This window comes from Pseudoalteromonas sp. US3C1004, from assembly GCF_048401065.1.
Lineage (GTDB): Bacteria > Pseudomonadota > Gammaproteobacteria > Enterobacterales > Alteromonadaceae > Pseudoalteromonas > Pseudoalteromonas undina.
Genome location: NZ_CP183073.1, coordinates 1,260,117 through 1,284,773, shown reverse-complemented (window position 1 = coordinate 1,284,773; position 24,657 = coordinate 1,260,117). Strand labels below are relative to the sequence as shown.

The window sequence follows — 24,657 nt, the reverse complement described above, 5'->3', positions numbered from 1 at the left end:
CAAAAAAATAAACCATTAAAATCAGACAATTAAACAAAAACAACTTCTATTGCGATATTCAATAATGCAATTCTTCCAAACTACATAGGTAATTTTTACAAAAAAAAGCTCGGTAAAAACCCGGGCTATTAAGTCAAACTGTGGCTATTCAAGAGATTGAATAGCCATTTTTCATATAAAACCTGCTAAATTAAAGAGATATAGCTAGCACCTTTTAAATGAAATCGTACGAGGAGTACATATAAAACAATGAGTTAACTTTGTTTTTGTGAGTTTTTTACTATACTATTTATTAAAGGAGTATAGATGAAAAATGAACGTATCGCCTTTCTAGACACTGAAACTACTGGCTTAAGCACACAAAATGGCAATCATAGAGTCATTGATATTGCTTGTATTGAGTATGTTTCTGGAAACCCTACAGGGTCAGTTATTCAAACAATCCTTGAAGGAGCTGGTAAAAGTTCTAACAAAGGCGCTTTAAAAATTCATGGTATTACTGATGCAAGCCGGATCGGTAAGCCAAAATTTGAAGATATCGCTGATAACTTACTATCTTTTCTAAAAGATTCTCACTTAGTTATTTACAACAAATCGTTCGATATTGGTTTTATAGAGTCTGAGTTTCGTCATATTGGCAAAAATATATCCTTAGTCACACATTGCAAACGGGTAACTTGTGCTATGGAGTTAGCTAAGCAAGTTCTAGGTGTTAACAAAATTTCTTTGAACAATGCTTGCAGGCGTTATTCAATTGATACATCTTCTAGAAAAATCCATGGCGCATATGTTGATGCTAACTTAACCGCATCTCTATACTTCAAATTAATAGATAGCTCAATCGAACCACTAAAGCATACTCCTCAACAAGTAAAACATAGAGAACCTAAAGCTATCATCATACCACGCGCCTACAAACACCCTGTAACGGGTCATATGGTGCAGCTTAACTTTTGTAAAAATGCTGATTGCGGTAATTTTGGTATACCAGCTAAAAATCCACGCTTAAAGCCTGATAAAACACCCAGCAGAGGCTTAGGTAATGATTATAAACTTACTTATAGTAAAAGGATTGAATCACATTTACTGACATGTCTGTTATGCAATGAAAGCTTCAAAATGATTAACAACAGAGCATATGTTCAAGAATCTATTCGCAATAATTCTATTGGTGTACCCACAGAGCCTTCATGTACAAACAGCTTAAAAGGTTGTGATAATGTAGGTAAAGGGATTTATAGTCACCCTAATATTTACAAAAAGAATGGCTTAACTCGAAAGACAAGGGTGTGGGCTACTCCCAAAATTCCTAAAGGTACTAATAATCGTAAACCGAAAATCAAGATAGAGCTTCAGCCTTTGCTTGGCTCACAACGTTATCAATGTAAATCATGCGGTAAGAACTTTTCAGTAGTTCGAGATCCCCAGCAAAAACATTATCGCAGAGATGTAAATGAACCTTTTTACTTAGCATTCGTAAATAAAGGTATCGTCAACAGACAGGCAGATGTGCTTGGTCTGAATCCTCAAACTGTATACGATAAGATCGACTTCTTTTATAAACAATCTTTATTGTTTAGCCGCCTTCACGAAGCTTCTTTAACTAGTCGCTTCGCAGAGGTTGCGCCAATATTAAGCTGTGACCGTCAATATTACTTATCTAACTGGAATGATACACATACACCAATGCCCACTAGGGTTGTTAATACATCCACGGTAGATAACTTATCTGGTTACGTATTGGCATCAACAGTGAATTTCGACCCAACATCCGATTCAGGCTATATCAAGAGTGAATATAAGCGAAAGAATGAAGGTGATAAACCTCGGTACTACAGACGCTTTGGTCAATATGTACTATCGGATGATGAAGTTGAATCGCCAACAGATAACAACTTCATCAATGTCCCGTTGCAAATGCCACGTAAAGGGCTTTTAGTTCATCAAACTTATAGTACACTAGCTCATTTTGAAAAAGTTAAAAGATTACTTGTTGATTGCCAAAGCTTTATCTATTTTTTGGATAATGACAGTGGCTTTAAGGTTGCTTTCCCATCTGTATTTCAAGACATGATTGCTCAAAATAGGCTCTATGCTTACATTCTAACTACCGATAAAAGTGGTGGCGCTAATTTGTTAGACGCAGGTATGACTGAAGAGTTAAAGGCAAGAGCATTAGCCCTGCAAGCTGATTACCCTGATGAATCAGAGAAGCAGTTATGGCAACGTATGTGGAAGACTCAGTTTGACCGACCTGTAACACAACCTGGTAAACGTTCAGAATGGCTTATCAATCCTAACCCTAACTCTCGCTTTGTTGCCGTGCAGCCCTTAACAGGGATTAATGCCGATTCAATAGAGCAAGCATCAATGATATTGCAGTCCACATCGCTTAATGGCGTAGATAACTGGTTTCAAGTATTACGTAGACTAGTTAATATGCTTGAACGACCTGTTACCAGTGCGACAAACTCAAAACGCTGGAATGTATATGCAGGCTATAACCCTACGTGGATGTGTAAGCTAATTGAAATAATGCGTGTTTATAATAACTTTTGTCGTACAAACGAAAAGTCATTAAAAGATAAAAGAAGTGATGCCGAGCCGACTACTCCAGCCCAGCGAGTAGGTATAGCTCAACATGTGTACCGCGCATCTGATATCCTCAGCTTCAGTGCTAATAAAGAATTTATAGTTAGTTAACCAAAACATATCAGCCAACTAAAGTAAATAAAATAATATTAATGGAGCAGCTTAAATGGAATGTAATTGGGATTTTTTAGGACTTTGTTTAGTTGAGGCTGGTAGCTCTACTAGTACGATTTTTGGTTTTTCTGAATTTCTGACGGGGCTTGCTCTGTTATTGATTGTGTATACGATTACTGACTTTAGGTATAAATTTAGAATATCAGTATCTCCTGTAAATCTAAATAAAACGATTTTTTTTCTTATCACTGCTATTGGCATTGGCACATTAATAACAGAGTTTTGGGTTGCTCAAAAATGGCCAACAGTAACATGGAATATGTCACAAGCTGCTTGGCAAAGCAGTTTTGCAATCATCTTTCTATCAATAGTTATTATTTGGCTTTGGTATGCTTTTATTTCCCCTCCCAAGTTTTCTAATAAAAATTATAAAAAGTTTTCAATGCAACTATATCGAGTAGTATTGAAAGGAAATATTGAAGAAATCAAAATTTTAAGTGATGAACTTTCATTATCAATCCCAAATATTGTCAAGCTTGCAAATAACCAGAAAGCTGTCGCTCAAGAACTAAAAACCGATCATGTTAGCTATTTCGCAAATGATATGGCTCTACTATTGGCAAATAGACGTATGTGTCAATGCATAGCAGACGTATCACCTAATACGGCATTGGTATTGTTTGATGCATTATCAAAAGAAGATATCATTCATGTTGAAAGCTTTTCCACATTAACTTCAAATCTTACGGCTGAATTGATCAAGAACAAAAATTCTCAAATTTACCATGAAGATCATGGATACGAGTCTGGGTTGTTGGGTTACATTAAACCACTAAGTTCATCTATGTTCGGTAATTACAAACTGCTGAATATGCTAGGTAATCGCTCTGTATTTGATGTTAATTATAAAGAACGTGATGATTGGGATTCAGAACAACTCAACAAATATTGTGATATGGTTTTGTTAACTTTTGAGTCTTACTTAAAACAAGGCTATTGGTTTGCTCATTCATTTATCTTATACAGGGCCATAAGTGATATAGAGAGTTTCTCTCTTGGTATTTCTGAGTTCAATAATACTGATTTAGATTGGCGAAATGATGCATATAAAAAGTTTGAAGTTTTAATAAATTTTGCGCACGAACTCACAACTGTTTTGGGTAAGCAGGACGTAACACCTCATCTGATTGCTCTTAAGCCCAAAGAAGAAAATCAAAAAAACTTATACGATAAAATTGCAAAATTTTACGCTGAATTAATACATGCAGCGGCTTATGTTCGTTCTCCGATAGATACATGCTGGACTATTCAACACAATACGGTATGGGGGAAGTTAATAAGCAGGTTTGCTGAAGATACAGAAGCTAGGAGGATAGTTTTACATAAAGTAAGGCGTATCATATATGACGAAATTAAGGAGTTTGAAAGATTCCCAAATTATAAATCAACTCGCTACCTGGGATTTTGCCTTAATGTTCTATGGATAAAAGGCTATAAGACAAGTAGTAGAGATGAAGGTAAAGCTTTGCGTAACGTAGTTGTCAATTGGTTTAAAAGTAATTACTTGAAACTTGTTGAAGATAACCCTGTGTTAGCAGAATCTTGTTTAGCTGGGGGGATCACCTATAACATGGAACAAAAAGCTCTAGTTAAAAGCTATAGAGGGGGAATGGGTAAAGGCCCTGTTTTGGACTATTTCTATCTATAAAAAAGTAAGCCTTTGATTTTAAATACTTCCTCGTATGATTGTTGTTCTTTTTTACTAGGTCAAAGCTTTCTGTAGCCCTTTATTTATAGAGCATCAAAAATAAAAATGGCTACCTAAAAGTATAGGTAGCCACAGTTTGACTTAATAGCCCGGTAAAAACCGAGCTTTTTATATATTAAATACAGTAATTTAGATTGCAGCGTTTTGGTAACGCTTAACAAAGTCAGTAACGTTTTGGCCATTACACTTTAATGTGTTTAAGTTACCAATTTGCTTACGCACTGGTTGTAAGCCTTGCTTTAATGCAGTTATACATAACTGTGTTTCTTGATGTGAATCTTTTGCAAATACTTCAACTTTTGATGCTGCAGGCTGTGCTGCAGTTTGTTGTTTTGCAATATCGCGAATGTCTTGACCGTTACATAGGATACTTTTTGAATAACGAGATAAGTATATACCATGCTTTGCTGCCATTTTACGTGCAGCTGAAAAACCTTCATTGGCGCTTACTACGCACAAGTTTGACTCTAATTTATTGTCTTTGCTGTAATACGCATTGCTTTGTGCAGAAGCGGTAACAGAAACAAAAAGAGAGGCAGCTAAAAGTAATTGAGTTTTCATCAGGTAGTCCTATTTGAACGAGTTAAACAAACGATTTTTGCGCATTATATAGACAACTTTTAACATATCAATTGAATATTTTATTTATTTTATTATTTAATAATGCATTTACAATGTTTAAACATTAAACAGTAATTGATCAACAATTGTGCAGTTATTTTCTCATTTCAGTCATGTTATGTCGCTCTAAATGCTGATACAATTTGACGAATAGAAAAAATAAATTTGAAGGTTAACTTTATGAAAGTGATTTCTTTTAATATCAATGGTCTGCGTGCTCGACTACACCAGTTACAAGCTATTATTGATAAACACCAGCCAGATATTATTGGTCTTCAAGAGATCAAGGTACATGATGAAGCGTTTCCGCTAGACGATGTACAAAAGATGGGTTACCACGTTTATTTTCATGGGCAAAAAGCGCATTACGGCGTGGCAATGTTATGCAAAAAAGAGCCTAAATCGGTATTAAAAGGCTTCACTACTGACACCGATGACTCGCAAAAGCGTATGATTAGCGTCACTGTAGAACAAGAGAATGGCCGCGACTTACATGTAATGAATGGCTATTTCCCACAAGGCGATAACATTAATCACGAAACTAAGTTCCCCTACAAACGTCAATTTTATAAAGATCTAATGACCCATCTGAATGGCCATTTCACCCCTGATCAAGATGTAATTGTTATGGGTGACATTAATATCTCACCAACCGATTTAGATATTGGCATTGGCGAGGTAAATGCAAAACGGTGGTTAAAAACGGGTAAATGTTCATTTCAACCTGTTGAGCGTGAATGGCTTGCTACCTTATTAAATTGGGGTTTTAAAGACACCTTTAGAGAACAAAACCCAGAAATTAACGACCAATATTCTTGGTTTGACTATCGTTCAAAAGGATTTGTTGATAACCGCGGCCTACGAATTGATGTGGTACTAGCAACGCATGATTTAGCAGCTCGCTGTATCGACACAGGCATAGATTATGAATTGCGCGCTATCGATAAACCATCAGATCATGCGCCTATTTGGTCAGAGTTTAGTTAATAATTATGTTAAGCGTGCAGTTGCAAGGGTTACTGTGGATTGTTGTCATCGTTATCGGCTTTTTAAGCGTTAACAAATCAACATACAGTAATTTATTTAATACCCCAGCAAGACAATCAGGTGTGTTTGCCTGTGTACTGGTACTCGCTTTGTTATGGCGTATAAAGGCCGGTATTTTACCCGGTCTCGATCTGCATATTTTAGGCATTACCGCAGTTACCCTAACATTAGGTTGGCGTCTTGCTATATTAAGTTGTGTACTCGCAACAGCGCTTTTAACTGCTTTTGGACAAATAACACCTGAATTAGTCGCGTTAAAACTCATCATTAGTGCGTTTATACCGGTGTTATTCAGCTATTTAGTTTTTATTGTGTGTTATCACTATTTAGCACGGCATTTTTTTATCTATATATTTGTTTGTAGCTTTTTAACAGCGGGTGTCGTTGCCTGTATTAACATTATACTCGGTGGCGCTTTTTATTACGCAATAGGTGAATATAGTTGGCATCAGCTGAGCGAAAATTATATTTACCTAAGTCCTATTTTGGCCTTTCCTGAAGCTATGCTAAACGGTATGGCAATCACTGTACTGATCACCTATCGCCCACATTGGGTAAAAACTTTTTTTGATAAGGACTATTTAGGCTCATGAGTCTTCATTACCATTGCCCTATTTGTAAACAGCCACTAGCACTTAATGATAAAACATTACGATGCGATAACAATCACAGCTTCGATTTTGCCAGAGAAGGCTACGTAAACTTACTCCCTGTGCAAAACAAAAACTCTAAACAGCCTGGCGATTCGTTGGAAATGGTGCAAGCTAGGCGCTCATTTTTGGAGCAAGGTTATTATGGCTTTTTACAAACTGCTTTAGCCAATATGGTAAAGCCACTTAATGCTGAAATAGTAATTGATTTGGGGTGTGGTGAAGGGTTTTATACTCACGCTATTGCTAACAACAGCCAGGCTAGCGTATACGGTGTGGATATATCAAAGTCGGCAGTAAAATATGCGGCAAAACGTTACAAGCAATGCCATTTTAGTGTTGCCTCAATTAGCCAAGCGCCTTTTGATGATCACCTTGCTGACGTTTTGGTTAGTGTATTTGCGCCTTTATTTGACAGTGAACTTGCACGTCTGGTCAAAGATAATGGTTGCTTAATTGTGGCAAGCCCAGGCCCAACTCATTTGAAAGAACTAAAAGATTATATTTATAGCAACGTAAACGAGCACACACAAATAGCAGCACCTGCGGGCTTTGAAAATACATCGCAACAATTAATAACAGAGCAGGTGTCGCTTACATTTAACGATGTTAAGAACTTAATTATGATGACGCCATTTGCGTGGAAGTTCAGGCCAGAACATTGGCAAGCACTTGAGCAAAAACAACAGCATAGCGTCACATTGTCATTTTACATTACGCAATTTACTAAAACTGCTCTTTAGTAAACGTTTTATCCATTTTATCGAACATATCTTTTAGTAATTCGGCAAGCTCCAAATAGCGGGGCTTGTTTTTTCCCATTTGCGCGTCGTAACCGTTAGCAACCATTTTTGCAAATAACTCGTTATACCATTGCTGCATAGCAGGCTCTAATTCGGTTTGCGCACGTTTACCTAACCATAAAAGCCCTTGTAATGGCAAAGAAATAAAAAACAGACTACTGGCAATCGCTTGGGGCAGAAAACCCGAGCCTAAATAATTAATCTGAAAAAACAGGGTCAGCATGGCTAATATTGGCATAACTGTAATCGCAAGCTCTGTGGCTCTGATCACTTTAAATTCTGCAAATAATGGCGCAACCTCTTTTCGCATTGGCCATGTTTTAGCATAAGAACGCCCTAATTGAACTTGCGACATCACACTTTTTTGCATTAATAAATCCTCATAGTCACGGTTTGTAACACTTCAACAAACGTAATACTTATAAAAGTGTAACACAATTATAGCTGCTTTCACTTTATCGGTAAAAATGCTCAATTTCATTAGTAAAACTCACAAAAAGCATAAATTATCGAAAGAATTTCACAAAGCCCTTTTAATAAAGTCTACTACACTTTAGTCTACACTTATTTAAGCCACAAAGGCTTATACATCAACCAAGTGTACTGATTAATACTTAAATGGAAAATGAATCTATGCCAACACTCCCAAATAATCCAAACCACGTTTTGGTACTCAATTGTGGAAGCTCAAGTCTAAAGTTTGCGATTATTGATGCAAACACAGGAAACGACATCATATCAGGTTTAGCTGAGCGCCTAGGTGATGACGCTCCCTCAATTAAATATAAGTTTAAGGGAGAAAAAACCACTATTAAGCTTGCTGCTAACCAGGCACATGCCCATGCGATTAATACGCTGGTTGATTTGATAAAAGATCACAACCTCGACGAGCAATTAGTGGCAGTGGGTCATCGTGTTGTGCATGGCGGCGAGCACTTTACCCAATCAGTTTTAATTGACGAAAACGTCATTGCAGGTATTACCCAAGCAGCCACACTGGCCCCCTTACATGGTCACGCTAATTTACTAGGTATTTCATCAGCACAAGCATCATTTAAAGATTTACCACAAATAGCTGTGTTTGATACCGCATTTCATCAAACTATGGATGAGGTTGCTTATCTATATGCCCTTCCTTATCAGCTTTATAAAGACTTTGGGGTTAGACGCTATGGATTTCATGGCACTAGCCATTTTTATGTAGCAGGTCAAACCGCTAAAATGTTGTCTTTACCTGTTGAAGAAAGTAACTTTATTAGCGCCCACTTAGGCAATGGCTGCTCTGTGTGTGCGATTAAAAACGGTAAAAGTGTCGACACTAGCATGGGCTTAACCCCGCTTGAAGGACTTGTTATGGGTACCCGTTGTGGCGACATTGATCCAGGGCTATTTAACTTTTTAACGACCCAACTTGATTACACCGCACAGCAAATTGATGACCTGCTAAATCAAAAAAGTGGCTTATTAGGAATAAGCGAGCTATCAAACGATTGCCGTACTATTGAAGAGGCTGCCATTGCTGGCAACTCGCAAGCCATGCTGGCGCTTAATATGTTTTGCTACCGCTTAGCAAAACAAATAGCCGCCTACATGGTACCGCTGCAAAAATTAGATGCGCTTATTTTTACTGGTGGGATTGGCGAGAATTCGGATATTATTCGCGAAAAAGTACTTACACAGTTAGCCTTTTTAGGTATCAATTTAGACCCTCAAGCAAACCTTGATGCACGGTTTGGCCAAGCTGGATTAATTAGCGCTGCAAATTCAACAAGCAAAGCGGTGGTTATGCCTACCAACGAAGAATGGGTTATTGCACTCGACGCCGCAAACATCACCAAGGAGTTATAATATGGCTCGTCGTATTATGTTGGTTCCTATCTCTACAGGGGTAGGTTTAACCTCAGTATCAGTTGGTTTAGTAAGAGCGCTAGAACAAAAGACGGTTAAGGTTAACTTTTTCAAACCTATCGCCCAGCCGCGTGCAGGTGAAACTGGCCCTGAAAAATCGACCCAAATTGTCACTCAAGGCTCACCAATTAAGCCGCCAACACCGTTTGCACTCGATTACGCAGAGCAAATGATTGGTGATGGTAAAGGTGACGACTTATTAGAGGAAATTGTTGAGCGTTTTCAAAGTAAGATCAACGATGACGAAGTGGCCATAATAGAAGGAATGGTGCCTACTCGACGCCAACCTTATGCGGGACGCATAAACCGTGAAATTGCACAAACCTTAGGGGCCGATATCGTATTTGTGCTTACCCCTGGGAATTACAGTATTACCCAGATTGAAGATCGCCTTGAAATTGCTGCTGGAAATTACGGTGGCATAGATCACCCTCGTGTGCTGGGTTGTATTTTCAATAAAGTAAATGCCCCTCTAGATGAAGAAGGTCGCGCTCGCGCTGATTTAGTCGATACTTACAAGCCAGAAGCACTGGATAACGAGCTTAACCGTCTGGCCTCTTTACCTATTTTTAGAAAAAATCCTTTTATGTTACTTGGTGCCATTCCGTGGGATTTTGAGCTGGTCGCGCCGCGCGTTAAAGATTTAAGTGCCTATTTAAAAGCCACTATTATTAACGAAGGTGACATGGTGCATCGTCGACTAAGACGCATTACTTTTTGCGCCCGCACGGTATCAAATATTCTAAATTACTTTACCCCAGGTGCGTTATTGGTCACCCCAGGCGATCGTTCAGATATATTGGTTGCAGCCTGCTTGTCTGCCATGAATGGTACTAAACTAGGCGCTATTTTGCTCACCGGTGGCTTTGAGCCTGAGCCGCGCATTATGGCGCTGTGCGAACAAGCCATGCAAACAGGGCTGCCTATTTTAGCAACCGAAGGCGACACTTGGCGCACCTCGTTATTACTGCATAACTTTAACCTAGAAGTGCCAAGCGATGATGAACAGCGCATTGAAAAGGTAAAAGATCATAACGCAGAGTATATAGATTCTGATTGGTTAGATACCTTAGCTAAAAGTGTGGGAAAAACCCGAAAACTATCCCCTCCTGCCTTTAGGTATTTATTAACTGAAAAAGCTCGTAAAGCCGAAAAAACAATTGTACTGCCTGAGGGTAACGAACCTAGAACCATTAAAGCAGCCGCTATTTGTGGCCAGCGCGGCATTGCTAAAACAATTTTATTAGGTGATCGTGATGAAATATTACGTATAGCCGAGCAACAAGGCATTGAGCTTAACGAGCATGTAACTGTAATAGAGCCAAACAGTATTATAAATGACTACGTAGCACCTATGGTGGAAATCCGTAAAAATAAAGGCCTTACCGAAGTTGTCGCCCAAGAGCAGCTTCAAGATCACGTCGTACTTGGTACTATGATGTTAGAGCAAGGTAAAGTCGATGGCCTGGTATCGGGTGCGGTAAACACCACTGCCAATACCATTCGCCCACCGCTACAGTTAATCAAAACCGCGCCAGGTTCATCATTAGTGTCATCTGTGTTCTTTATGCTATTACCGGATCAGGTTCTAGTTTATGGTGATTGCGCTATTAATCCCGATCCTAATGCCGAACAACTGGCCGACATTGCAATTCAATCTGCCGACTCAGCAGCAGCATTTGGTATTGAACCTCGCGTAGCCATGATAAGTTACAGTACTGGTGATTCAGGCAGTGGGGCTGATGTAGAAAAAGTGCGAGCGGCAACTAAACTGGCCCAGCAAAAGCGCCCAGATCTAATTATAGATGGACCACTACAGTATGATGCGGCAATTATGGAAAGTGTAGCGATTAAAAAGGCACCTAACAGCCCTGTTGCAGGTAAAGCAACGGTGTTTATATTCCCTGATTTAAATACTGGCAACACCACCTATAAAGCGGTACAACGAAGCGCTGATTTGATCAGTATCGGTCCGATGCTGCAAGGGATGCGTAAACCAGTTAACGACTTAAGCCGTGGCGCATTAGTTGACGACATAGTGTATACCATTGCTTTAACTGCCATTCAAGCAGCGCAAGCTGAGGCACTTAATTAACCCCTTTAACTAACATGTCCTTTTTATAGCCTAGCCATTTTTTAATTACTTATTAATAGGTTAGGCTATTTATACCTTACAACCCCCAAGCTTATCCACAGAAATTGTGGACAATTATTTTTTAATTAATAAAAACTTTAACAACGGCTCAGTTTGGGCCTTTAACTTAGATTCAATACTCTATACTATAAAGCTATTATCTTGCTGCTATGGATGGGTTTTATGTCAAAACAAACACTACAATTACACAGCACTGTTTTATCAATTCATAGTTTAGCGCTTGATGCCGACATCCCTCCTGCCCTGTTAAAGCAACCATTATTTTTTATTTCAAAAACGCACGATGAACTCTCGGTCGTTTGCCCTGATGACTTTATAATTGATAGCCAAGGTACAGAATCGAATTGGCAAGCATTAGAAGTAATTGGCCCATTAGGATTTTCGTTAACCGGTATTATGGCAAATATTTCAGGAGTATTAGCAAGAGCTGGCGTATCAATTTTTTCAATTTCAACCTATGACACCGACTATATCTTAGTAAAAAAGCAAACAGTCAACAAAGCGATGGCTGCTCTTAGAGCCGATGGCTACAATGTGGTAACTTAATTAATAATGAAATCTGAAGACGTTAGCTATTTAACTAAAAATAAAATTGGCCGAAGCGCGATACAAATAACTAGCCCATTCAGTGGCAAAGTTATGCAGATGGACGCGCATCCTGAAGCTTTTTTCCGCTTTGGAACTTTGGGGCCAGGGATTATTGTCAGCTTAACCAGCCATAAAGTGTTAGCGCCATTTAATGGCACTTTATTGCAAGTTAAAAGCGGCGGGTGCGAATTTATTCTAAAAGCTAAAAATGGCTTAAAAGTATTAATAAACTTAGCCGTACCTGATTCTCAAACTCTCACGCATACTCATATTGCTCAGCTTAATGGCAGCAAAATAACCAAAGGACAGCGCCTCGCTTACTTTGATTTGCGTGAACTCGATGCGCCTATTTTAGCTAGCCTTATCATACTCAATGGCCACGACTTAGGCACTTTTCATTATTCTCACCCGCAGGTCAATGCTGGTGTAGATACCTTATTAACTATTATCAAAAAGAAGTAGGTTTATGATCACTCTCTATGGCATTAGCAACTGCGACACAATCAAAAAAGCAAAAAAATACCTAAGCGATAATGACATCGCGTTCACTTTCCATGACTATCGTAAAGATGGCGTTAATCATAATATGGTTAGCGATTTTGCAGAGCATATTGACTGGGAACAACTTGTTAATAAACGTGGCACAACATACAGAGCGCTGTCGGATGAGCAAAAGCAAAGCTTAACTAAGCAAACTGCTATCGATATATTGGTTGAACAACCTGCAATGATTAAACGCCCTGTTCTTATTAATGATGGGCAATATCACTTAGGCTTTAAAACAGTACAATACGATGAGATCTTTAAATAATGACCCATCCAGTAATTACCCTAGCCCAAGCCTTAATTCAGCGAGAGTCGGTTACCCCTGAAGATGCAGGCTGCCAACACATGATGAATGAGCGTCTAAGTGCAATTGGCTTTGACATCGAATCGCTCTTTTTTACTGACACGCTCAATACTTGGGCACGAAAAGGTACGCAATCACCACACTTTTGTTTTGCCGGTCATACCGATGTGGTGCCCACAGGGCCTGAAAAAAATTGGCAGCACCCGCCTTTTGCTGGTCTAATTGAAGACGGTTTATTACATGGGCGTGGCGCAGCCGACATGAAAGGCTCACTGGCAGCTATGGTTGTAGCCACAGAGCGCTTTGTATCTAAGCACCCAGATCATAAAGGCTCTATCTCGTTTTTAATTACCTCAGATGAAGAAGGCCCTTTTATCAACGGCACTACCCGCGTAATAGATACTTTAGAAGAGCGCGGTGAAAAAATTGATATGTGTCTTGTTGGTGAGCCATCATCGCGCGATGTACTCGGTGATGTGGTTAAAAATGGTCGTCGTGGTTCTCTAACTGGTTTTTTAACTATAGCCGGTGTACAAGGGCATGTGGCTTACCCACACTTAGCGCAAAACCCAATTCATTTATCCACGCCAGCTTTAACCGAATTAAGCCAAACTGTGTGGGATATGGGTAACGACTTCTTTCCTGCCACCAGCTTTCAAATCTCGAACATTAATGGCGGCACAGGTGCCGGTAATGTGATCCCCGGTGAGCTTGAAGTACAATTTAACTTTAGGTTTAGCACCGAAGTTACTCATCAACAGCTGCAACAAAAAGTGAACGAGATTTTACAAAAACACAATTTGAATTACGAACTAAATTGGATTGTAAATGGCCTACCGTTTTTAACCGATCACGGTCCGTTAGTTGATGCTACCGTCGCTGCGATTAAATCAGTAACTGGCTTAACCACTAATTTAGAAACAACAGGTGGGACATCAGATGGCCGCTTTATTGCTCAAACCGGCGCTAAAGTAATCGAGCTGGGGCCACGTAACGCCACAATTCATAAAGTTGATGAGTGTGTTAGCACAGATGACCTGATCGCGCTGGCCGATATTTATGAACAAATATTAGAACGACTGTTAACTTAATGACTGCAAATAAAGAACTCATACAATGCATCACCGGACAAAGTGATGCACACCTAGTCGCCATACAAAACCATTATTTGCATGCCAATATTGTCAACGACTTTGTTGCACTGCAATCAGCGGCCGCATCCGCAGGCTTTGATTTATGTATTGCATCAAGCTTTCGGGATTTTAATCGTCAATCGGCTATTTGGAATGCTAAATTTTCAAATAAGCGCGTGGTGTTAAATAAAGCGCAACAAGCCGTTGAACTAAATTCACTGAGTGATATTGAAAAATGTACCGCCATAATGCTGTACTCTGCACTGCCAGGGGCAAGTCGCCATCATTTAGGCACTGACTTAGATATTTTTGATAAACGCGCAGTGAGTGACGATTATGTGTTGCAACTAACCCCCGATGAATATCAGCATGGCGGACCTTTTGCCGAACTGAGTCAATGGCTAGACACTCACCTAGCAGAATTTGGATTTTATCGGCCTTATCAGCATGATTTAGGCGGTGTTGCCCCAGAACTTTGGCATATTAGCCACATTGCGCAATCAGAGCAGCTTATGAGGCACCTGTCAGTTGAGGTATTACATAACTGCATTAAAGAAAGTGATTTATTAGGTAAAGACACTATTTTAACCCACTTACCTGCTTTATATGAACGCTTTGTGCTTAATGTGAGCCCACCTGCTAAGCGGTGTTAGTTTTTTTATTTAACGTAAAAACCAATACAGCCAGTAAAATGATACTGCTGGGGAGCATAAATTGCACAGTTAAGGTTTCTGATAAAAACACCGCTCCTGCAATAGCTGCCAAAACGGGCACGCATAACTGCACTATAGCTGCATGCGTGCTTTTTAATAAAGGCATAGCCACATACCAAATACTATAACCTACGCCTGATGCGATGGCACCTGAGGCTATTGCAAGTAACACCCCTTCCATACGTACATTTTTAAGCTGGCTCATACCCACCACAATTAAAATAGGTAGCACTAATAAGCTGCGAATAAAGTTATAAGTGGTGGCCCTAAGTGGTGACACACACGCTTTGCCTCTAATACTGTATATTCCCCATGCCACGCCACTTATGCTCATTAATACTGCCGCCATTACCGGTGGCGCTGTTTGCGAAGGCAGCATTAAATAAACAAAAGCCACAAACGCCACAATAAATGCAAGCCATTGCACAGCGGTTAAGCGCTCTTGCTTATAGATGCCCCAGCCGATCATGGTAAATTGCACCGCGGAGAATAAAATAAGCGCGCCCATACCGGTATCTAGCTCTATATAAGCTATAGAAAAACACAGCGCATATATCAGTAAGCTCACACTGCTTCGCCAGCTTCCGATATCGTTAATAACGGAGCTACTTAATTGTGCTTTTTTATTTAATTGCTTTGTATAGAGCAGCATAATAATAGCCAAACACACTGCCCCGCTGAGAAGCCGTATAACAGTGAAATTCCACGCATCAATATAACCTTGAGCTAATGCTAAGCGACACAATAACGAATTGGCAGCAAAGGCAACTAACGCGATAATAGTAAACAGAGTGGCTTTCAAATAAATTCCTAACGTGTTGATAAATATATACCGTACTTATATACAGATTAAATTAGCGTCCATTGTTGTAAACGTTAATATGGTTATTTTTTAATGATAAAGCTTTAATGTTTATACACTACGCTTTTTTACAATCTTTCACACCTACATTTATAAGCCATGTGTTAACCTTATAAAATAGATAAAAGGAGTGCGTGTGCGTCACATTTTAATTTTCAGTTTTTGCTTTATTGTAAGTGGTTGCAGCACTATTGGCTTTAACGACTTGTTTAATGATTATGCCACAAACACCACCCCTGTTAGGCAAGCTATTAGCAATAATAATATTGAAAATGCACGCACCCTTATAAAAACCAACAGTAAAGCCCACAGTAATTATTTACTGAACCAATTAGAGCAAGGGCGTATTGCTGATTTAGCTAATAATCCAGATAGTGCGCAAACATATTTTGAAACTGTCTACCAACAGATGCAAGCAAAGCGCCAAGCAGCCAAAATACAAGTAAGTGCAGGGCTTGAACAAAGTAATGCGCTGTTAACTAACGATTCAGCAATAGGTTATATCCCACCAGCCTACGAAATGAGTATGTTGCATAGCTACAAAGCACTTAATTATGTTTATAAACGCGATATTGAGAGCGCGTTAGTTGAAATACGCCGTGCCAATAAAGTACAAGTTGATGCACTACTCGATAATCAAAGCGAGTTTGATAATGCCGTTGCTCAAGCACAGCAACACTACCCAGACATGGATAATTTAACTCGCTCGGTAAAAAATGGCTTTCAAAATGCGTACACGTTTTACTTATCAGGGTTGTTATATGAAACGGCAAAGCAAGGCGATGATGCCTACATAGACTATAAAAAAGCACTCGAAATACAACCTAATAATCAGTATTTACAGCAAGATTTACTACGCCTTGCTAAGCAGCAAGGCTTTGCGGATGACTACAAACAATTTAAGCGACAGTTTGGTGAAGTAAACACCATAGATAAAAATCAAGGCGAAGTGGTTATATTATTTGAACAAGGCCTAATACCAAAACAGCACGAGTTTAAATTGCGATTGCCTATTTATACTTCGCAGGGGGATGCCCGCTTTTATAGCTTAGCAATGCCCGTTTATATAAATAACGCCTACAGCAGCGCCGTGAATAATATAAAAGTTAATAACCAAGTATTAGCATTAAGTCCGTTAGTGCATTTAGAGGCACTGGCCGCTAAAACGTTAGAGCAGCAAGTAGCTGGGCGTGTTTCAAGGCAAATATTACGTCTTGTCGCTAAAGAAAAAATGCGTGCAGAGCTTGCGCGCAGTGCCGGTGATGTGGGGAACATTTTGGCAAATTTGTATAATCTTGCATCTGAGCAAGCAGATACGCGTAGTTGGCTTACCCTGCCTAATCAGATCAGCCTTGCCCGCAGCGCAGTAAAAGCAGGCGAGCATACTCTAAACGTTGGCTCGCAACCGCCAATAAATTTTACCGTTAGTAAGCAAGGGTTAACGTTAATCTACCTAACCTCTGTTAATAACTATTTTAACTCCCATGTAGTGCAACTTTAGGAGCCATCATGAAATACATACTTCCCGTTATTGCGCTGTTTATGCTTAGCGCATGTAGCAGCCGACCTGTAACCTCAGGTATTGGGGTTGAGCAAACTGCCAACGCTTACAAAGAGCAGCTCAATGTAAATAATCCACAATTAGCTAAAAAGCTTTTAATAAGTGATGTTAAAACGCGTCAAACAAATAACCTTACCGACGTGGTAGTTACTTTAGCGAGTACCTATAAAAAATCGCAATACTTACAGTATCAATTTAACTGGTTTGATAAAGATGGCTTTGTTATTAAAGGCAACCACTCACCGTGGCAAGCCCTAACATTATTTGGCTTTGCTAAAACTCAGCTTGCAGGGCTAGCACCTAGCTCTAATGCCGTTACCTTCTCATTAGCTGTAAGAGAAGTTTCAACCGACGCACAAGAATTTAAAGATTAAAGGAAATCATGATGATCAATAAACAATTTAAATCACTGTCTAGTTATGCAATTTTAGGCTTAGCGGCACTGACACTTGCAGGCTGTGCCAACAAAGCTGTTGTCAGCTATGGTGATGCCCAAGCCGTAGAAACCACAGATATAAACTTTGGCTCTACTGACTTACAAAAAGTTGCCTCGCAAATGACCGACTCTCTGCTTAGTTCGCCTGTGGTTGGGACTATGACCGCCAATACACGCCCTGTGGTATTTGTAGAGCGTATTAAAAATAAAACCAGTGAACACATAGATACAGAATCAATCACCGACTCTATCTCTACTCAATTACTGCGTAGCGGCAAATTTAGATTTGTTGATATGACCCGTGTAGAGGCGGTTCGTGAGCAAATTACATTTCAAAACGAAGACGCCTTAGTCAACCCAAGTACTGCGGTGGCTTTTGGTAAGCAAATTGGTGCGCAATATATGCTGTACGGTAACCTATCAAGCATTGTTAAATCTAATGCCGATAAAGCCGATGTGTACTACAAATTTACAATGCGTTTAATGGATATGCAAAGCGGCCTTGTTGAATGGGCTGACGAAACTGAAATTCGTAAGACGCGTGAAAAATCAACGTTTGGTTGGTAATAACAGGAGCGAATTATCAAAACGCTTAGCTTAATTTTATGCGCTTTATTAGTAGTAAGTGCCCCAACGTTTGCCAAGTACGAACGAAATAAAGCTGTTCCTGTACAGCAAGTACTATTTGGTAAAGTAAAGTCGGTGCGCACTATTACTGAGCAACAACTAGTACAAGACAAAAGTAACGGCTGGAAAACCTTTGGCGGTGCCTTACTAGGCGGTGTTATTGGTAACCAGTTTGGCGGCGGCAGTGGTCGTACTGTAGCGACTATTTTAGGATCGGTGATTGGTGGTAACGTTGCTCATAATCAGCAGCAAACACAGCGCTATGAAAACACACAGCTCGTTGAATTACTGATACAAGTAGAAAGTGGTGAGCAATTTATGGTGGTACAAGACAACGATCCCGCTATGCGTTTTCACCAAGGGGATCATGTTCGCCTGATCTACTTAACCAATAACACGGTGCGAGTAGATAGCGCGTATTAATATTCTTTTGACGGCATAGCTGAAAAAAAACCTAACTTAGGTAACTAAGTTAGGTTTTTTTAAAAGGTAATTACGCTTATTTTAAGCTGGTTCTTTTGCCCAAAGCTGCTCATTTTCATGCATTTCATATAAGCCATGAGCACGGTTTATAAGTAAGTTTGCAAAGTCGGCTTGGGTTTTATCTCGTGCACCCGCTGTAATAATTTGGTCGGCTTTTAACTGCCACTGCAATGAAAAATAACGCATGGCATCACGTGCATCTTTTGCTGCAGACGCTTCAGCGTGATCAGTTGGTAAACGACCGGTGATCACCCAGTAGCTTTTACCGTTTTGCGCTTTAAATTTCCAAAGCGCGCATAAAGGCGCTAAAAAACGGCTTTCTTTTTCAAGCAAGGTTTTAGGCATAATGCCTTTTTCAGCTAAATGTTTTTGCGCATTTTGAAAACATTCGCGCTGCCATTGAATTTCTTGTTGCTGAAGTTCAGCTTGCTGCTCTGGTGTTAATGGTTTTTGTTCTTGTTGCTGCATTTTAATAACCTTTTTACTTCTTTGTTTACACTTTAAGGGCATAACAAATAAGGCGCAAGCATAAATAGCGTGCTTAACACCTTATTCGCAGCTGTTTGCTGGGTTTTTAAGCAAAGTACACTTACTTTATGTTGTGATCAAACGAACCCACAGCACCTGGGAATACCACTGGCGACTCAATACCCTGTTTATTCACGCTAGCAACTCCAAAATAGTAATTATCAATAACCACATTTTTTAGGGTAAATTCACTGGCCTTATCAACCCATTGACTGTATTGCCATTGTGGTTCACTAGTATAGCGCCAGTATATACGATAGCCTGCTACATTTTTATCCTCTGTTGGCTGCCAAGAAAGTGTGGTACTGGCGCGTACGGCACCACTAATTTTCACCTCTTTTGGTGGCGCAGGGGCCCACGCCATTGACGCAAGGCTTACCGCATTTAATGAGGTAAGTTTTGCGGCGTAATCAAAATCCACCCCATCAATAGTATCACCGTACACTACCCCATTTTCGGTGCGCAGGTCTTGATGTTGGCGATCATAATGCTCGTTGGTTTCCATAATACGCACAGCCGCAAAACCCGCATCATTAAACGGACGATGATGCCCGCCTCGTGCAAAACGGTCGAGCCTATATACCAGCATGGTATCTAAGTTCTCAATGTATTTATCAGCAATGGTGTCTATGTAACGCGCTAAATTACGGCTCGCTGAGTCAACTTCGCCGCCAGTAAAACGACGAGTACGGGCTTGTTCTTTAGTTTCAACTACACGCGTACCTTCAGAAAAAATACGTGCAGTAGTGTTATCTGTGACGCCATTAATGCCGGTGATGTTACCAATCATGTCGTTATTTAAAACACCATGAACCTGCCAATTATTTTTTTGTGCGTAAGCAGTTAAAATTTTACCGCCAAATAAACCTTGCTCTTCACCTGAGAGTGCTGCATATACCACTGAGCCATTAAATGTATATTGCGATAACACCCGTGCCGCTTCAATCACACCGGCAACCCCTGATGCATTATCGTTTGCCCCAGGTGAATCGCTAGTAAAATCCATAACATCACTAACGCGTGAGTCTATATCTCCCGACATTATCACCATACGATTAGGATCGGTGTTACCGCGCTGAATCGCAATTATGTTAACCACTTCCACAGGGTCAGGAATGCGCTTTTCACCCGAGATGGTTTGTTTTACTTCTAGTATCTCTAAACAGCCACCACACTGTGCCGAAATTGCTTCAAATTCTTTTTTTATCCAGCGTCTTGCCGCGCCAATACCACGGGTATCCGATTTAGTTTCAGATAAAGTATGGCGGGTACCAAAATCCACTAACGTTTGAATATCATCTCCAATACGCTGCGCTGAAATTTGATCTGCAATATTGTGCAATGATGCTTGTTGTGTGGTTTGTGCAGCCACACTATAAAATGACGCGCTACAAACAGATGCAACCGCACTATACTTAATAATCCGAGTAACTAACTTTAAAGGTGAAATTGACATAGCAGTTTAATCCTTATTGTTGATGTTTTTAAAATGACAGCTCTGCAGGTATACAGCAATGCATTTGAGATAGACGTTAAAAACCTCAGGTTAAATTACATTTAATTAACACGCTTAGTTTAGCTATCGCTTGCTCAGTTTCTAGTTTAATAAAAATAATCACTTATGCTGTTTTGTACGTATATTAAAGAGAGAAACACGATAATCAGCTATCATTTTATATACCCAGTTTAAAAATAATAAGGTGCTGTAAAAATATGAAGAAACACGAAGAATTACCTGAGGATCATGTTGACCCGCTTATGCAGTATTTACATCACGCGATTCGCTTTGCTATTAAAATATTAGCGGTGCTCATGGTGCTAGTTATTTTTTGGAGTATTGCTGATGTAGTATATGTTTTATATATGCGATTGAGCTCTCCCCCTTACTTTTTATTAAACATTGAAGACATTCTGCAAACCTTTGGTGCTTTTATGGTGGTGCTTATTGCGGTAGAAATATTTACCAATATTCGTTTATATTTAGGCTCAAGTTCACTGCCGGTTGAGCTGGTCATTGCCACCGCACTAATGGCTGTGGCGCGTAAAATTATTGTTTTAGATTTAAAATTAGTGACCTCAGAGCAAATTATTGGCCTTGCATTAGTGACTTTAGCCTTAGGTATATCTTACTGGCTGGTAAAAAATAAAACCGGTCATACAAAACTGTAAATCGTTAACTTAACTTAAGATAACAGCTAAATACCTCATTCCCACTGCGCCTTTGTGCTTTACAATGGTATAGTGGGATACCTCTATAAATACTTAATAAGCTTCTAATATGTATCGATTATTTGAACGGATGACTAAACCGTTCCCGGAGTGTTCTCCATCTCAGCCTCCTAATACCTTATTTGCCTTTTGCCGCCATTACACCAAAGGCATGGAACTGTCGTTAGTGCTTATGTCGCTCAGTGCCGCATTATTAGCTATTTTAGAAGTGTCTTTATTTAGTTACATGGGACAACTGGTTGACTGGCTCGGCGAGTACACCCCTAACGAGCTATTTTCACAGCAACAATCCGAATTAATAAAGATGGGGTTAATGCTCTTGGTCGTGATGCCCATGGTAGTCTTTTTCAGGTCGGCTATTTTACACCAAGCACTGTTGGGCAACTATCCGATGTCGATACGTTGGTTAGCGCACCGTTATTTATTACGCCAAAGTGTTAGCTTTTATCAAAATGAATTTGCCGGAAGAATAGCTACTAAAGTGCTGCAAACCTCATTGGCAGTGCGTGAGTCAGTCACTAAATTACTTGACGTATTGATGTACATTGCCGTTTATTTTGGCTCAATGGTGTTTTTAGTAGCCGCCTCAGATTGGCGCTTAATGCTGCCGTTATTAGTGTGGTTAGCATTATATATTTGCGTGCAAATTTACTTTGTACCACGGTTAAAAAGCATTGCTAGCTCACAAGCTGATGCACGCTCAGAAATGACTGGCCGTATTGTTGACAGCTACACCAATATTTCAACCATTAAGCTGTTTTCTTACACCCAACGCGAAGAGCAATATGCTAAACAAAGCATGGATGTATTTTTACAGCCTGTATATAAACAAATGCGTTTGGTAACCAGCCTTAACGTGGTTATTCAAAGCTTGAACTATTTACTGGTATTTTCGGTGGCAGCGGTGTCTTTGTATTTATGGTCGTTAAGTGCCATTAGTGCGGGGGCTATTGCAGTAGCATTGAGTTTGTCGTTAAGGCTTAATGGTATGGCCCAATGGATCATGTGGGAAATTAGCAGCTTATTTGAAAACATTGGTACCGTAGCCGATGGCATGCGCACCCTTTCAAACCCGATTGCGGTTGATGACAAGCCAAAAGCCGATAGTTTAAAAGTAACTCAAGGGGCAATCGACTTTAACAATGTACACTTTAATTATGGTAAAGCCGCTAATGAAAATAACCGAGGTCCAGTAATTAACGGTTTAAACTTAAATATTAAACCGGGCGAAAAAATTGGCTTAGTGGGTCGCTCTGGCGCGGGTAAATCCACATTAGTTAACTTGTTGCTACGTTTTTACGATACAGACAAAGGCTGTATTAGTATTGATGGCCAAAATATAACTGATGTAAGCCAAGAAAGCCTTCGCCGTTATATTGCTATGGTTACCCAAGATACATCCCTACTACATCGCTCAGTAAAAGATAACATTTTATACGGCAGACCCGATGCCACAGAAGCGGAAATGCTCGATGCGACCAAACAAGCCAAAGCGCTCGATTTTATAAACGATTTAGAAGACAGCAAAGGCAATAAAGGTTTTGAGGCTCAAGTGGGCGAACGAGGAGTAACCCTCTCGGGCGGGCAACGCCAGCGGATTGCTATTGCTCGGGTGTTACTTAAAAACGCGCCTATTCTTATACTTGATGAAGCCACCAGCGCTTTAGACTCAGAGGTAGAAGCAGCTATTCAAGCAAGCTTAGATGATTTAATGACAGGAAAAACGGTTATTGCTATTGCACACCGATTATCAACCATTGCACAAATGGACAGGCTTATTGTGCTTGATGAAGGTGGTGTTGTAGAGCAAGGCAGTCACGATGAGTTAATTGCCCAAGGCGGTATTTACGCTGCACTGTGGGCACATCAAACTGGCGGCTTTATTGGTATTGAATAAAAAAACCATCTCAGAGTAGGTCATCATTTGGCCTGCTCTTGTTTACTAAAATTTAATTTTATTATTGATTTTAAATGCTATTTATAGCCTTTTAGTCGAATTTTATAGCCCACCTATTGCCTCACTGTTTTTATAATGTCACATTCGCGACTGACTTTTTTATCATTCATCAGGCAATTCACCATGTCTTTATTAAGCAAACATAAATACACCCTTTATGGAGTGCTCGCTATTTTACTTTGGAGCAGTTTAACTGCCTTTATTCGTGATTTATCAGAATTATTTAGCCCAATTGGCGGTGCCGCTTTGATTTATAGCGTCAGTGCGATTTTTTTAATGTTAGTCATGGGTGTACCAAAGCTAAGCAATTATCCAAAACGCTATTTAGTCTTTGGTGGCAGCTTATTTGTTATTTACGAAATATGTTTAGCTTTATCCCTCGGCTTTGCAAATAGTCGCCAGCAAGCGTTGGAAATGGCGATTATTAACTACCTTTGGCCAGCGTTAACCATTTTATTATCGATTATTGTTAACCGCATTAAAGTAAGCGTATTAGTCTACCCGAGCATACTGATTGCGTTTTTAGGGGTTGCATGGTGCATTGCAGGTGATAGTGGTTTATCTGTGGAAGTATTAACCGCTAATATAAGTGACAACCCATTGCCCTACTCTATGGCGTTTGCAGCGGCGTTTATTTGGGCTGTGTATTGCAGTGTAACGGTAAAACTTAGCGAGGGTAAAAATGCCATTAGTGTATTTTTTGCAGCCACGGCAATCTCTTTATGGATAAGTTACGGATTGAGTAATGAACCCAGCTTTGAGTTTAGCCTAGATTCTAGCTTTACCTTAGTATTAGCAGGCGTGGTTATTGGTGGAGGTTACGCACTGTGGAACCAAGCAATAATTGGCGGTAACCTAGTGTTGTTAGGCACCTTGTCTTACTTTATCCCTGTGTTATCAACACTATTTGCTGCTATTTACTTATCAGTATCGCTCACCAGTGCATTCTGGCAAGGCGTTGTGTTAGTGACATTAGGCTCATTAATGTGTTTTATTATGACCCGAAAAACAAAGCCAGCCCAATAAAATATG

At 39.8% G+C, this 24,657-nt stretch carries 24 protein-coding genes; 19 read left to right on the top strand and 5 right to left on the bottom strand.

Going from position 1 to position 24,657, the window contains the following annotated elements:
- Positions 1–306 precede the first annotated feature (306 nt).
- Positions 307–2,703 carry an exonuclease domain-containing protein gene (locus ACNSN3_RS05945; protein ID WP_418608772.1) on the top strand — a complete coding sequence of 799 codons (2,397 nt, stop codon included), beginning with the start codon at positions 307–309 and terminating at the stop codon, positions 2,701–2,703.
- A 55-nt stretch (positions 2,704–2,758) separates the two neighbouring features.
- Complete coding sequence (locus tag ACNSN3_RS05940; protein ID WP_418608771.1) at positions 2,759–4,414, top strand: hypothetical protein; 1,656 nt, start codon at positions 2,759–2,761, stop codon at positions 4,412–4,414.
- 189 nt (positions 4,415–4,603) lie between these two features.
- Here the strand turns inward: ACNSN3_RS05940 and ACNSN3_RS05935 are convergent, their stop codons facing one another.
- Entirely contained in the window at positions 4,604–5,035 is a 432-nt protein-coding gene (locus ACNSN3_RS05935) for a hypothetical protein (protein WP_010389773.1), read from the bottom strand.
- Positions 5,036–5,275: 240 nt separating this feature from the next.
- Here ACNSN3_RS05935 and xthA point away from each other — a divergent pair, with 240 nt between their 5' ends.
- The 3 genes from xthA to rlmA are packed head-to-tail and all read left to right on the top strand — an operon-like array spanning position 5,276 to position 7,535.
- Positions 5,276–6,082, top strand: coding sequence for an exodeoxyribonuclease III (gene xthA / locus ACNSN3_RS05930; RefSeq protein ID WP_055011863.1), 807 nt, complete (start codon positions 5,276–5,278; stop codon positions 6,080–6,082).
- Positions 6,083–6,087: 5 nt separating this feature from the next.
- A complete protein-coding gene (locus ACNSN3_RS05925; RefSeq protein ID WP_418608770.1) occupies positions 6,088–6,735 on the top strand; it encodes an energy-coupling factor ABC transporter permease in 648 nt (215 codons plus the stop codon).
- Positions 6,732–7,535: a 23S rRNA (guanine(745)-N(1))-methyltransferase gene (gene rlmA, locus ACNSN3_RS05920; RefSeq protein WP_418608769.1), complete on the top strand. Its 804-nt coding sequence runs from the start codon at positions 6,732–6,734 to the stop codon at positions 7,533–7,535. Before ACNSN3_RS05925 ends, rlmA begins: the two co-directional genes overlap by 4 nt.
- Here the strand turns inward: rlmA and yfbV are convergent.
- A complete protein-coding gene (yfbV, locus tag ACNSN3_RS05915) occupies positions 7,519–7,965 on the bottom strand; it encodes a terminus macrodomain insulation protein YfbV (protein ID WP_010389761.1) in 447 nt (148 codons plus the stop codon). The genes rlmA and yfbV overlap by 17 nt on opposite strands.
- Before the next feature lie 263 nt (positions 7,966–8,228).
- Between yfbV and ACNSN3_RS05910 the strand changes: the two genes are divergently transcribed.
- The 7 genes from ACNSN3_RS05910 (at position 8,229) to ACNSN3_RS05880 (ending at position 14,882) form a co-directional block, all read left to right on the top strand.
- Positions 8,229–9,443 (top strand): acetate kinase, encoded by a 1,215-nt coding sequence (locus tag ACNSN3_RS05910; protein WP_418608768.1) that lies wholly within the window; start codon positions 8,229–8,231, stop codon positions 9,441–9,443.
- A 1-nt stretch (position 9,444) separates the two neighbouring features.
- Positions 9,445–11,598: a phosphate acetyltransferase gene (gene pta, locus ACNSN3_RS05905; protein ID WP_418608767.1), complete on the top strand. Its 2,154-nt coding sequence runs from the start codon at positions 9,445–9,447 to the stop codon at positions 11,596–11,598.
- A gap of 222 nt (positions 11,599–11,820) precedes the next feature.
- Positions 11,821–12,204 carry an ACT domain-containing protein gene (locus ACNSN3_RS05900; RefSeq protein ID WP_418608766.1) on the top strand — a complete coding sequence of 128 codons (384 nt, stop codon included), beginning with the start codon at positions 11,821–11,823 and terminating at the stop codon, positions 12,202–12,204.
- Positions 12,205–12,210: 6 nt separating this feature from the next.
- A complete protein-coding gene (locus ACNSN3_RS05895; RefSeq protein ID WP_008110014.1) occupies positions 12,211–12,708 on the top strand; it encodes a PTS glucose transporter subunit IIA in 498 nt (165 codons plus the stop codon).
- A gap of 4 nt (positions 12,709–12,712) precedes the next feature.
- A complete protein-coding gene (locus ACNSN3_RS05890) occupies positions 12,713–13,057 on the top strand; it encodes an ArsC family reductase (protein WP_418608765.1) in 345 nt (114 codons plus the stop codon).
- Positions 13,057–14,187, top strand: a complete 1,131-nt coding sequence (gene dapE / locus ACNSN3_RS05885) for a succinyl-diaminopimelate desuccinylase (protein ID WP_418608764.1) — start codon at positions 13,057–13,059, stop codon at positions 14,185–14,187. The genes ACNSN3_RS05890 and dapE overlap by 1 nt, the downstream gene beginning before the upstream one ends.
- Positions 14,187–14,882 (top strand): M15 family metallopeptidase, encoded by a 696-nt coding sequence (locus ACNSN3_RS05880; RefSeq protein WP_418608763.1) that lies wholly within the window; start codon positions 14,187–14,189, stop codon positions 14,880–14,882. The genes dapE and ACNSN3_RS05880 overlap by 1 nt, the downstream gene beginning before the upstream one ends.
- Here the strand turns inward: ACNSN3_RS05880 and ACNSN3_RS05875 are convergent.
- Positions 14,869–15,744, bottom strand: coding sequence for a DMT family transporter (locus tag ACNSN3_RS05875; protein WP_010389752.1), 876 nt, complete (start codon positions 15,742–15,744; stop codon positions 14,869–14,871). The two genes, ACNSN3_RS05880 and ACNSN3_RS05875, sit on opposite strands and share 14 nt — an antisense overlap.
- A 196-nt stretch (positions 15,745–15,940) precedes the next feature.
- Between ACNSN3_RS05875 and ACNSN3_RS05870 the strand changes: the two genes are divergently transcribed.
- Genes ACNSN3_RS05870 through ACNSN3_RS05855 form a run of 4 tightly spaced genes read left to right on the top strand, consistent with a single transcriptional unit; the run spans position 15,941 to position 18,851 of the window.
- Positions 15,941–17,305 carry a COG3014 family protein gene (locus tag ACNSN3_RS05870; RefSeq protein WP_418608762.1) on the top strand — a complete coding sequence of 455 codons (1,365 nt, stop codon included), beginning with the start codon at positions 15,941–15,943 and terminating at the stop codon, positions 17,303–17,305.
- Between the two features lie 8 nt (positions 17,306–17,313).
- Positions 17,314–17,739 carry a YcfL family protein gene (locus ACNSN3_RS05865; RefSeq protein ID WP_138604884.1) on the top strand — a complete coding sequence of 142 codons (426 nt, stop codon included), beginning with the start codon at positions 17,314–17,316 and terminating at the stop codon, positions 17,737–17,739.
- Positions 17,740–17,750: 11 nt separating this feature from the next.
- On the top strand, positions 17,751–18,368 hold the full coding sequence (gene lpoB, locus ACNSN3_RS05860) for a penicillin-binding protein activator LpoB (RefSeq protein WP_010389748.1): 618 nt from the start codon (positions 17,751–17,753) through the stop codon (positions 18,366–18,368).
- 15 nt (positions 18,369–18,383) lie between these two features.
- Positions 18,384–18,851, top strand: coding sequence for a glycine zipper 2TM domain-containing protein (locus tag ACNSN3_RS05855; RefSeq protein WP_418609047.1), 468 nt, complete (start codon positions 18,384–18,386; stop codon positions 18,849–18,851).
- 81 nt (positions 18,852–18,932) lie between these two features.
- On the opposite strand, the gene ACNSN3_RS05850 is transcribed toward ACNSN3_RS05855, so the two are convergent.
- Complete coding sequence (locus tag ACNSN3_RS05850) at positions 18,933–19,379, bottom strand: DUF4826 family protein (RefSeq protein WP_008110031.1); 447 nt, start codon at positions 19,377–19,379, stop codon at positions 18,933–18,935.
- A gap of 121 nt (positions 19,380–19,500) precedes the next feature.
- Positions 19,501–20,895: a M28 family peptidase gene (locus tag ACNSN3_RS05845; protein ID WP_418608761.1), complete on the bottom strand. Its 1,395-nt coding sequence runs from the start codon at positions 20,893–20,895 to the stop codon at positions 19,501–19,503.
- A gap of 257 nt (positions 20,896–21,152) precedes the next feature.
- Here ACNSN3_RS05845 and ACNSN3_RS05840 point away from each other — a divergent pair, with 257 nt between their 5' ends.
- The 3 genes from ACNSN3_RS05840 to yddG all read left to right on the top strand — a co-directional run bounded on the left by ACNSN3_RS05840 (position 21,153) and on the right by yddG (position 24,651).
- Entirely contained in the window at positions 21,153–21,608 is a 456-nt protein-coding gene (locus ACNSN3_RS05840) for a phosphate-starvation-inducible PsiE family protein (RefSeq protein WP_008110035.1), read from the top strand.
- A gap of 109 nt (positions 21,609–21,717) precedes the next feature.
- Positions 21,718–23,565 carry an ABC transporter ATP-binding protein gene (locus tag ACNSN3_RS05835; protein WP_418608760.1) on the top strand — a complete coding sequence of 616 codons (1,848 nt, stop codon included), beginning with the start codon at positions 21,718–21,720 and terminating at the stop codon, positions 23,563–23,565.
- A 183-nt stretch (positions 23,566–23,748) separates the two neighbouring features.
- Positions 23,749–24,651 carry an aromatic amino acid DMT transporter YddG gene (gene yddG / locus ACNSN3_RS05830; RefSeq protein WP_418608759.1) on the top strand — a complete coding sequence of 301 codons (903 nt, stop codon included), beginning with the start codon at positions 23,749–23,751 and terminating at the stop codon, positions 24,649–24,651.
- The last annotated feature ends 6 nt before the right edge of the window (positions 24,652–24,657 follow it).

What these genes read in the sequence shown, in the direction of transcription:
- ACNSN3_RS05945 (WP_418608772.1), top strand. Translation starts at nt 307, where the DNA reads ATGAAAAATGAACGTATCGCCTTTCTAGACACTGAAACTACTGGCTTA.
- ACNSN3_RS05940 (WP_418608771.1), top strand. Translation starts at nt 2,759, where the DNA reads ATGGAATGTAATTGGGATTTTTTAGGACTTTGTTTAGTTGAGGCTGGT.
- ACNSN3_RS05935 (WP_010389773.1), bottom strand. Translation starts at nt 5,035, where the DNA reads ATGAAAACTCAATTACTTTTAGCTGCCTCTCTTTTTGTTTCTGTTACC.
- xthA (WP_055011863.1), top strand. Translation starts at nt 5,276, where the DNA reads ATGAAAGTGATTTCTTTTAATATCAATGGTCTGCGTGCTCGACTACAC.
- ACNSN3_RS05925 (WP_418608770.1), top strand. Translation starts at nt 6,088, where the DNA reads ATGTTAAGCGTGCAGTTGCAAGGGTTACTGTGGATTGTTGTCATCGTT.
- rlmA (WP_418608769.1), top strand. Translation starts at nt 6,732, where the DNA reads ATGAGTCTTCATTACCATTGCCCTATTTGTAAACAGCCACTAGCACTT.
- yfbV (WP_010389761.1), bottom strand. Translation starts at nt 7,965, where the DNA reads ATGCAAAAAAGTGTGATGTCGCAAGTTCAATTAGGGCGTTCTTATGCT.
- ACNSN3_RS05910 (WP_418608768.1), top strand. Translation starts at nt 8,229, where the DNA reads ATGCCAACACTCCCAAATAATCCAAACCACGTTTTGGTACTCAATTGT.
- pta (WP_418608767.1), top strand. Translation starts at nt 9,445, where the DNA reads ATGGCTCGTCGTATTATGTTGGTTCCTATCTCTACAGGGGTAGGTTTA.
- ACNSN3_RS05900 (WP_418608766.1), top strand. Translation starts at nt 11,821, where the DNA reads ATGTCAAAACAAACACTACAATTACACAGCACTGTTTTATCAATTCAT.
- ACNSN3_RS05895 (WP_008110014.1), top strand. Translation starts at nt 12,211, where the DNA reads ATGAAATCTGAAGACGTTAGCTATTTAACTAAAAATAAAATTGGCCGA.
- ACNSN3_RS05890 (WP_418608765.1), top strand. Translation starts at nt 12,713, where the DNA reads ATGATCACTCTCTATGGCATTAGCAACTGCGACACAATCAAAAAAGCA.
- dapE (WP_418608764.1), top strand. Translation starts at nt 13,057, where the DNA reads ATGACCCATCCAGTAATTACCCTAGCCCAAGCCTTAATTCAGCGAGAG.
- ACNSN3_RS05880 (WP_418608763.1), top strand. Translation starts at nt 14,187, where the DNA reads ATGACTGCAAATAAAGAACTCATACAATGCATCACCGGACAAAGTGAT.
- ACNSN3_RS05865 (WP_138604884.1), top strand. Translation starts at nt 17,314, where the DNA reads ATGAAATACATACTTCCCGTTATTGCGCTGTTTATGCTTAGCGCATGT.
- lpoB (WP_010389748.1), top strand. Translation starts at nt 17,751, where the DNA reads ATGATCAATAAACAATTTAAATCACTGTCTAGTTATGCAATTTTAGGC.
- ACNSN3_RS05850 (WP_008110031.1), bottom strand. Translation starts at nt 19,379, where the DNA reads ATGCAGCAACAAGAACAAAAACCATTAACACCAGAGCAGCAAGCTGAA.
- ACNSN3_RS05845 (WP_418608761.1), bottom strand. Translation starts at nt 20,895, where the DNA reads ATGTCAATTTCACCTTTAAAGTTAGTTACTCGGATTATTAAGTATAGT.
- ACNSN3_RS05840 (WP_008110035.1), top strand. Translation starts at nt 21,153, where the DNA reads ATGAAGAAACACGAAGAATTACCTGAGGATCATGTTGACCCGCTTATG.
- ACNSN3_RS05835 (WP_418608760.1), top strand. Translation starts at nt 21,718, where the DNA reads ATGTATCGATTATTTGAACGGATGACTAAACCGTTCCCGGAGTGTTCT.
- yddG (WP_418608759.1), top strand. Translation starts at nt 23,749, where the DNA reads ATGTCTTTATTAAGCAAACATAAATACACCCTTTATGGAGTGCTCGCT.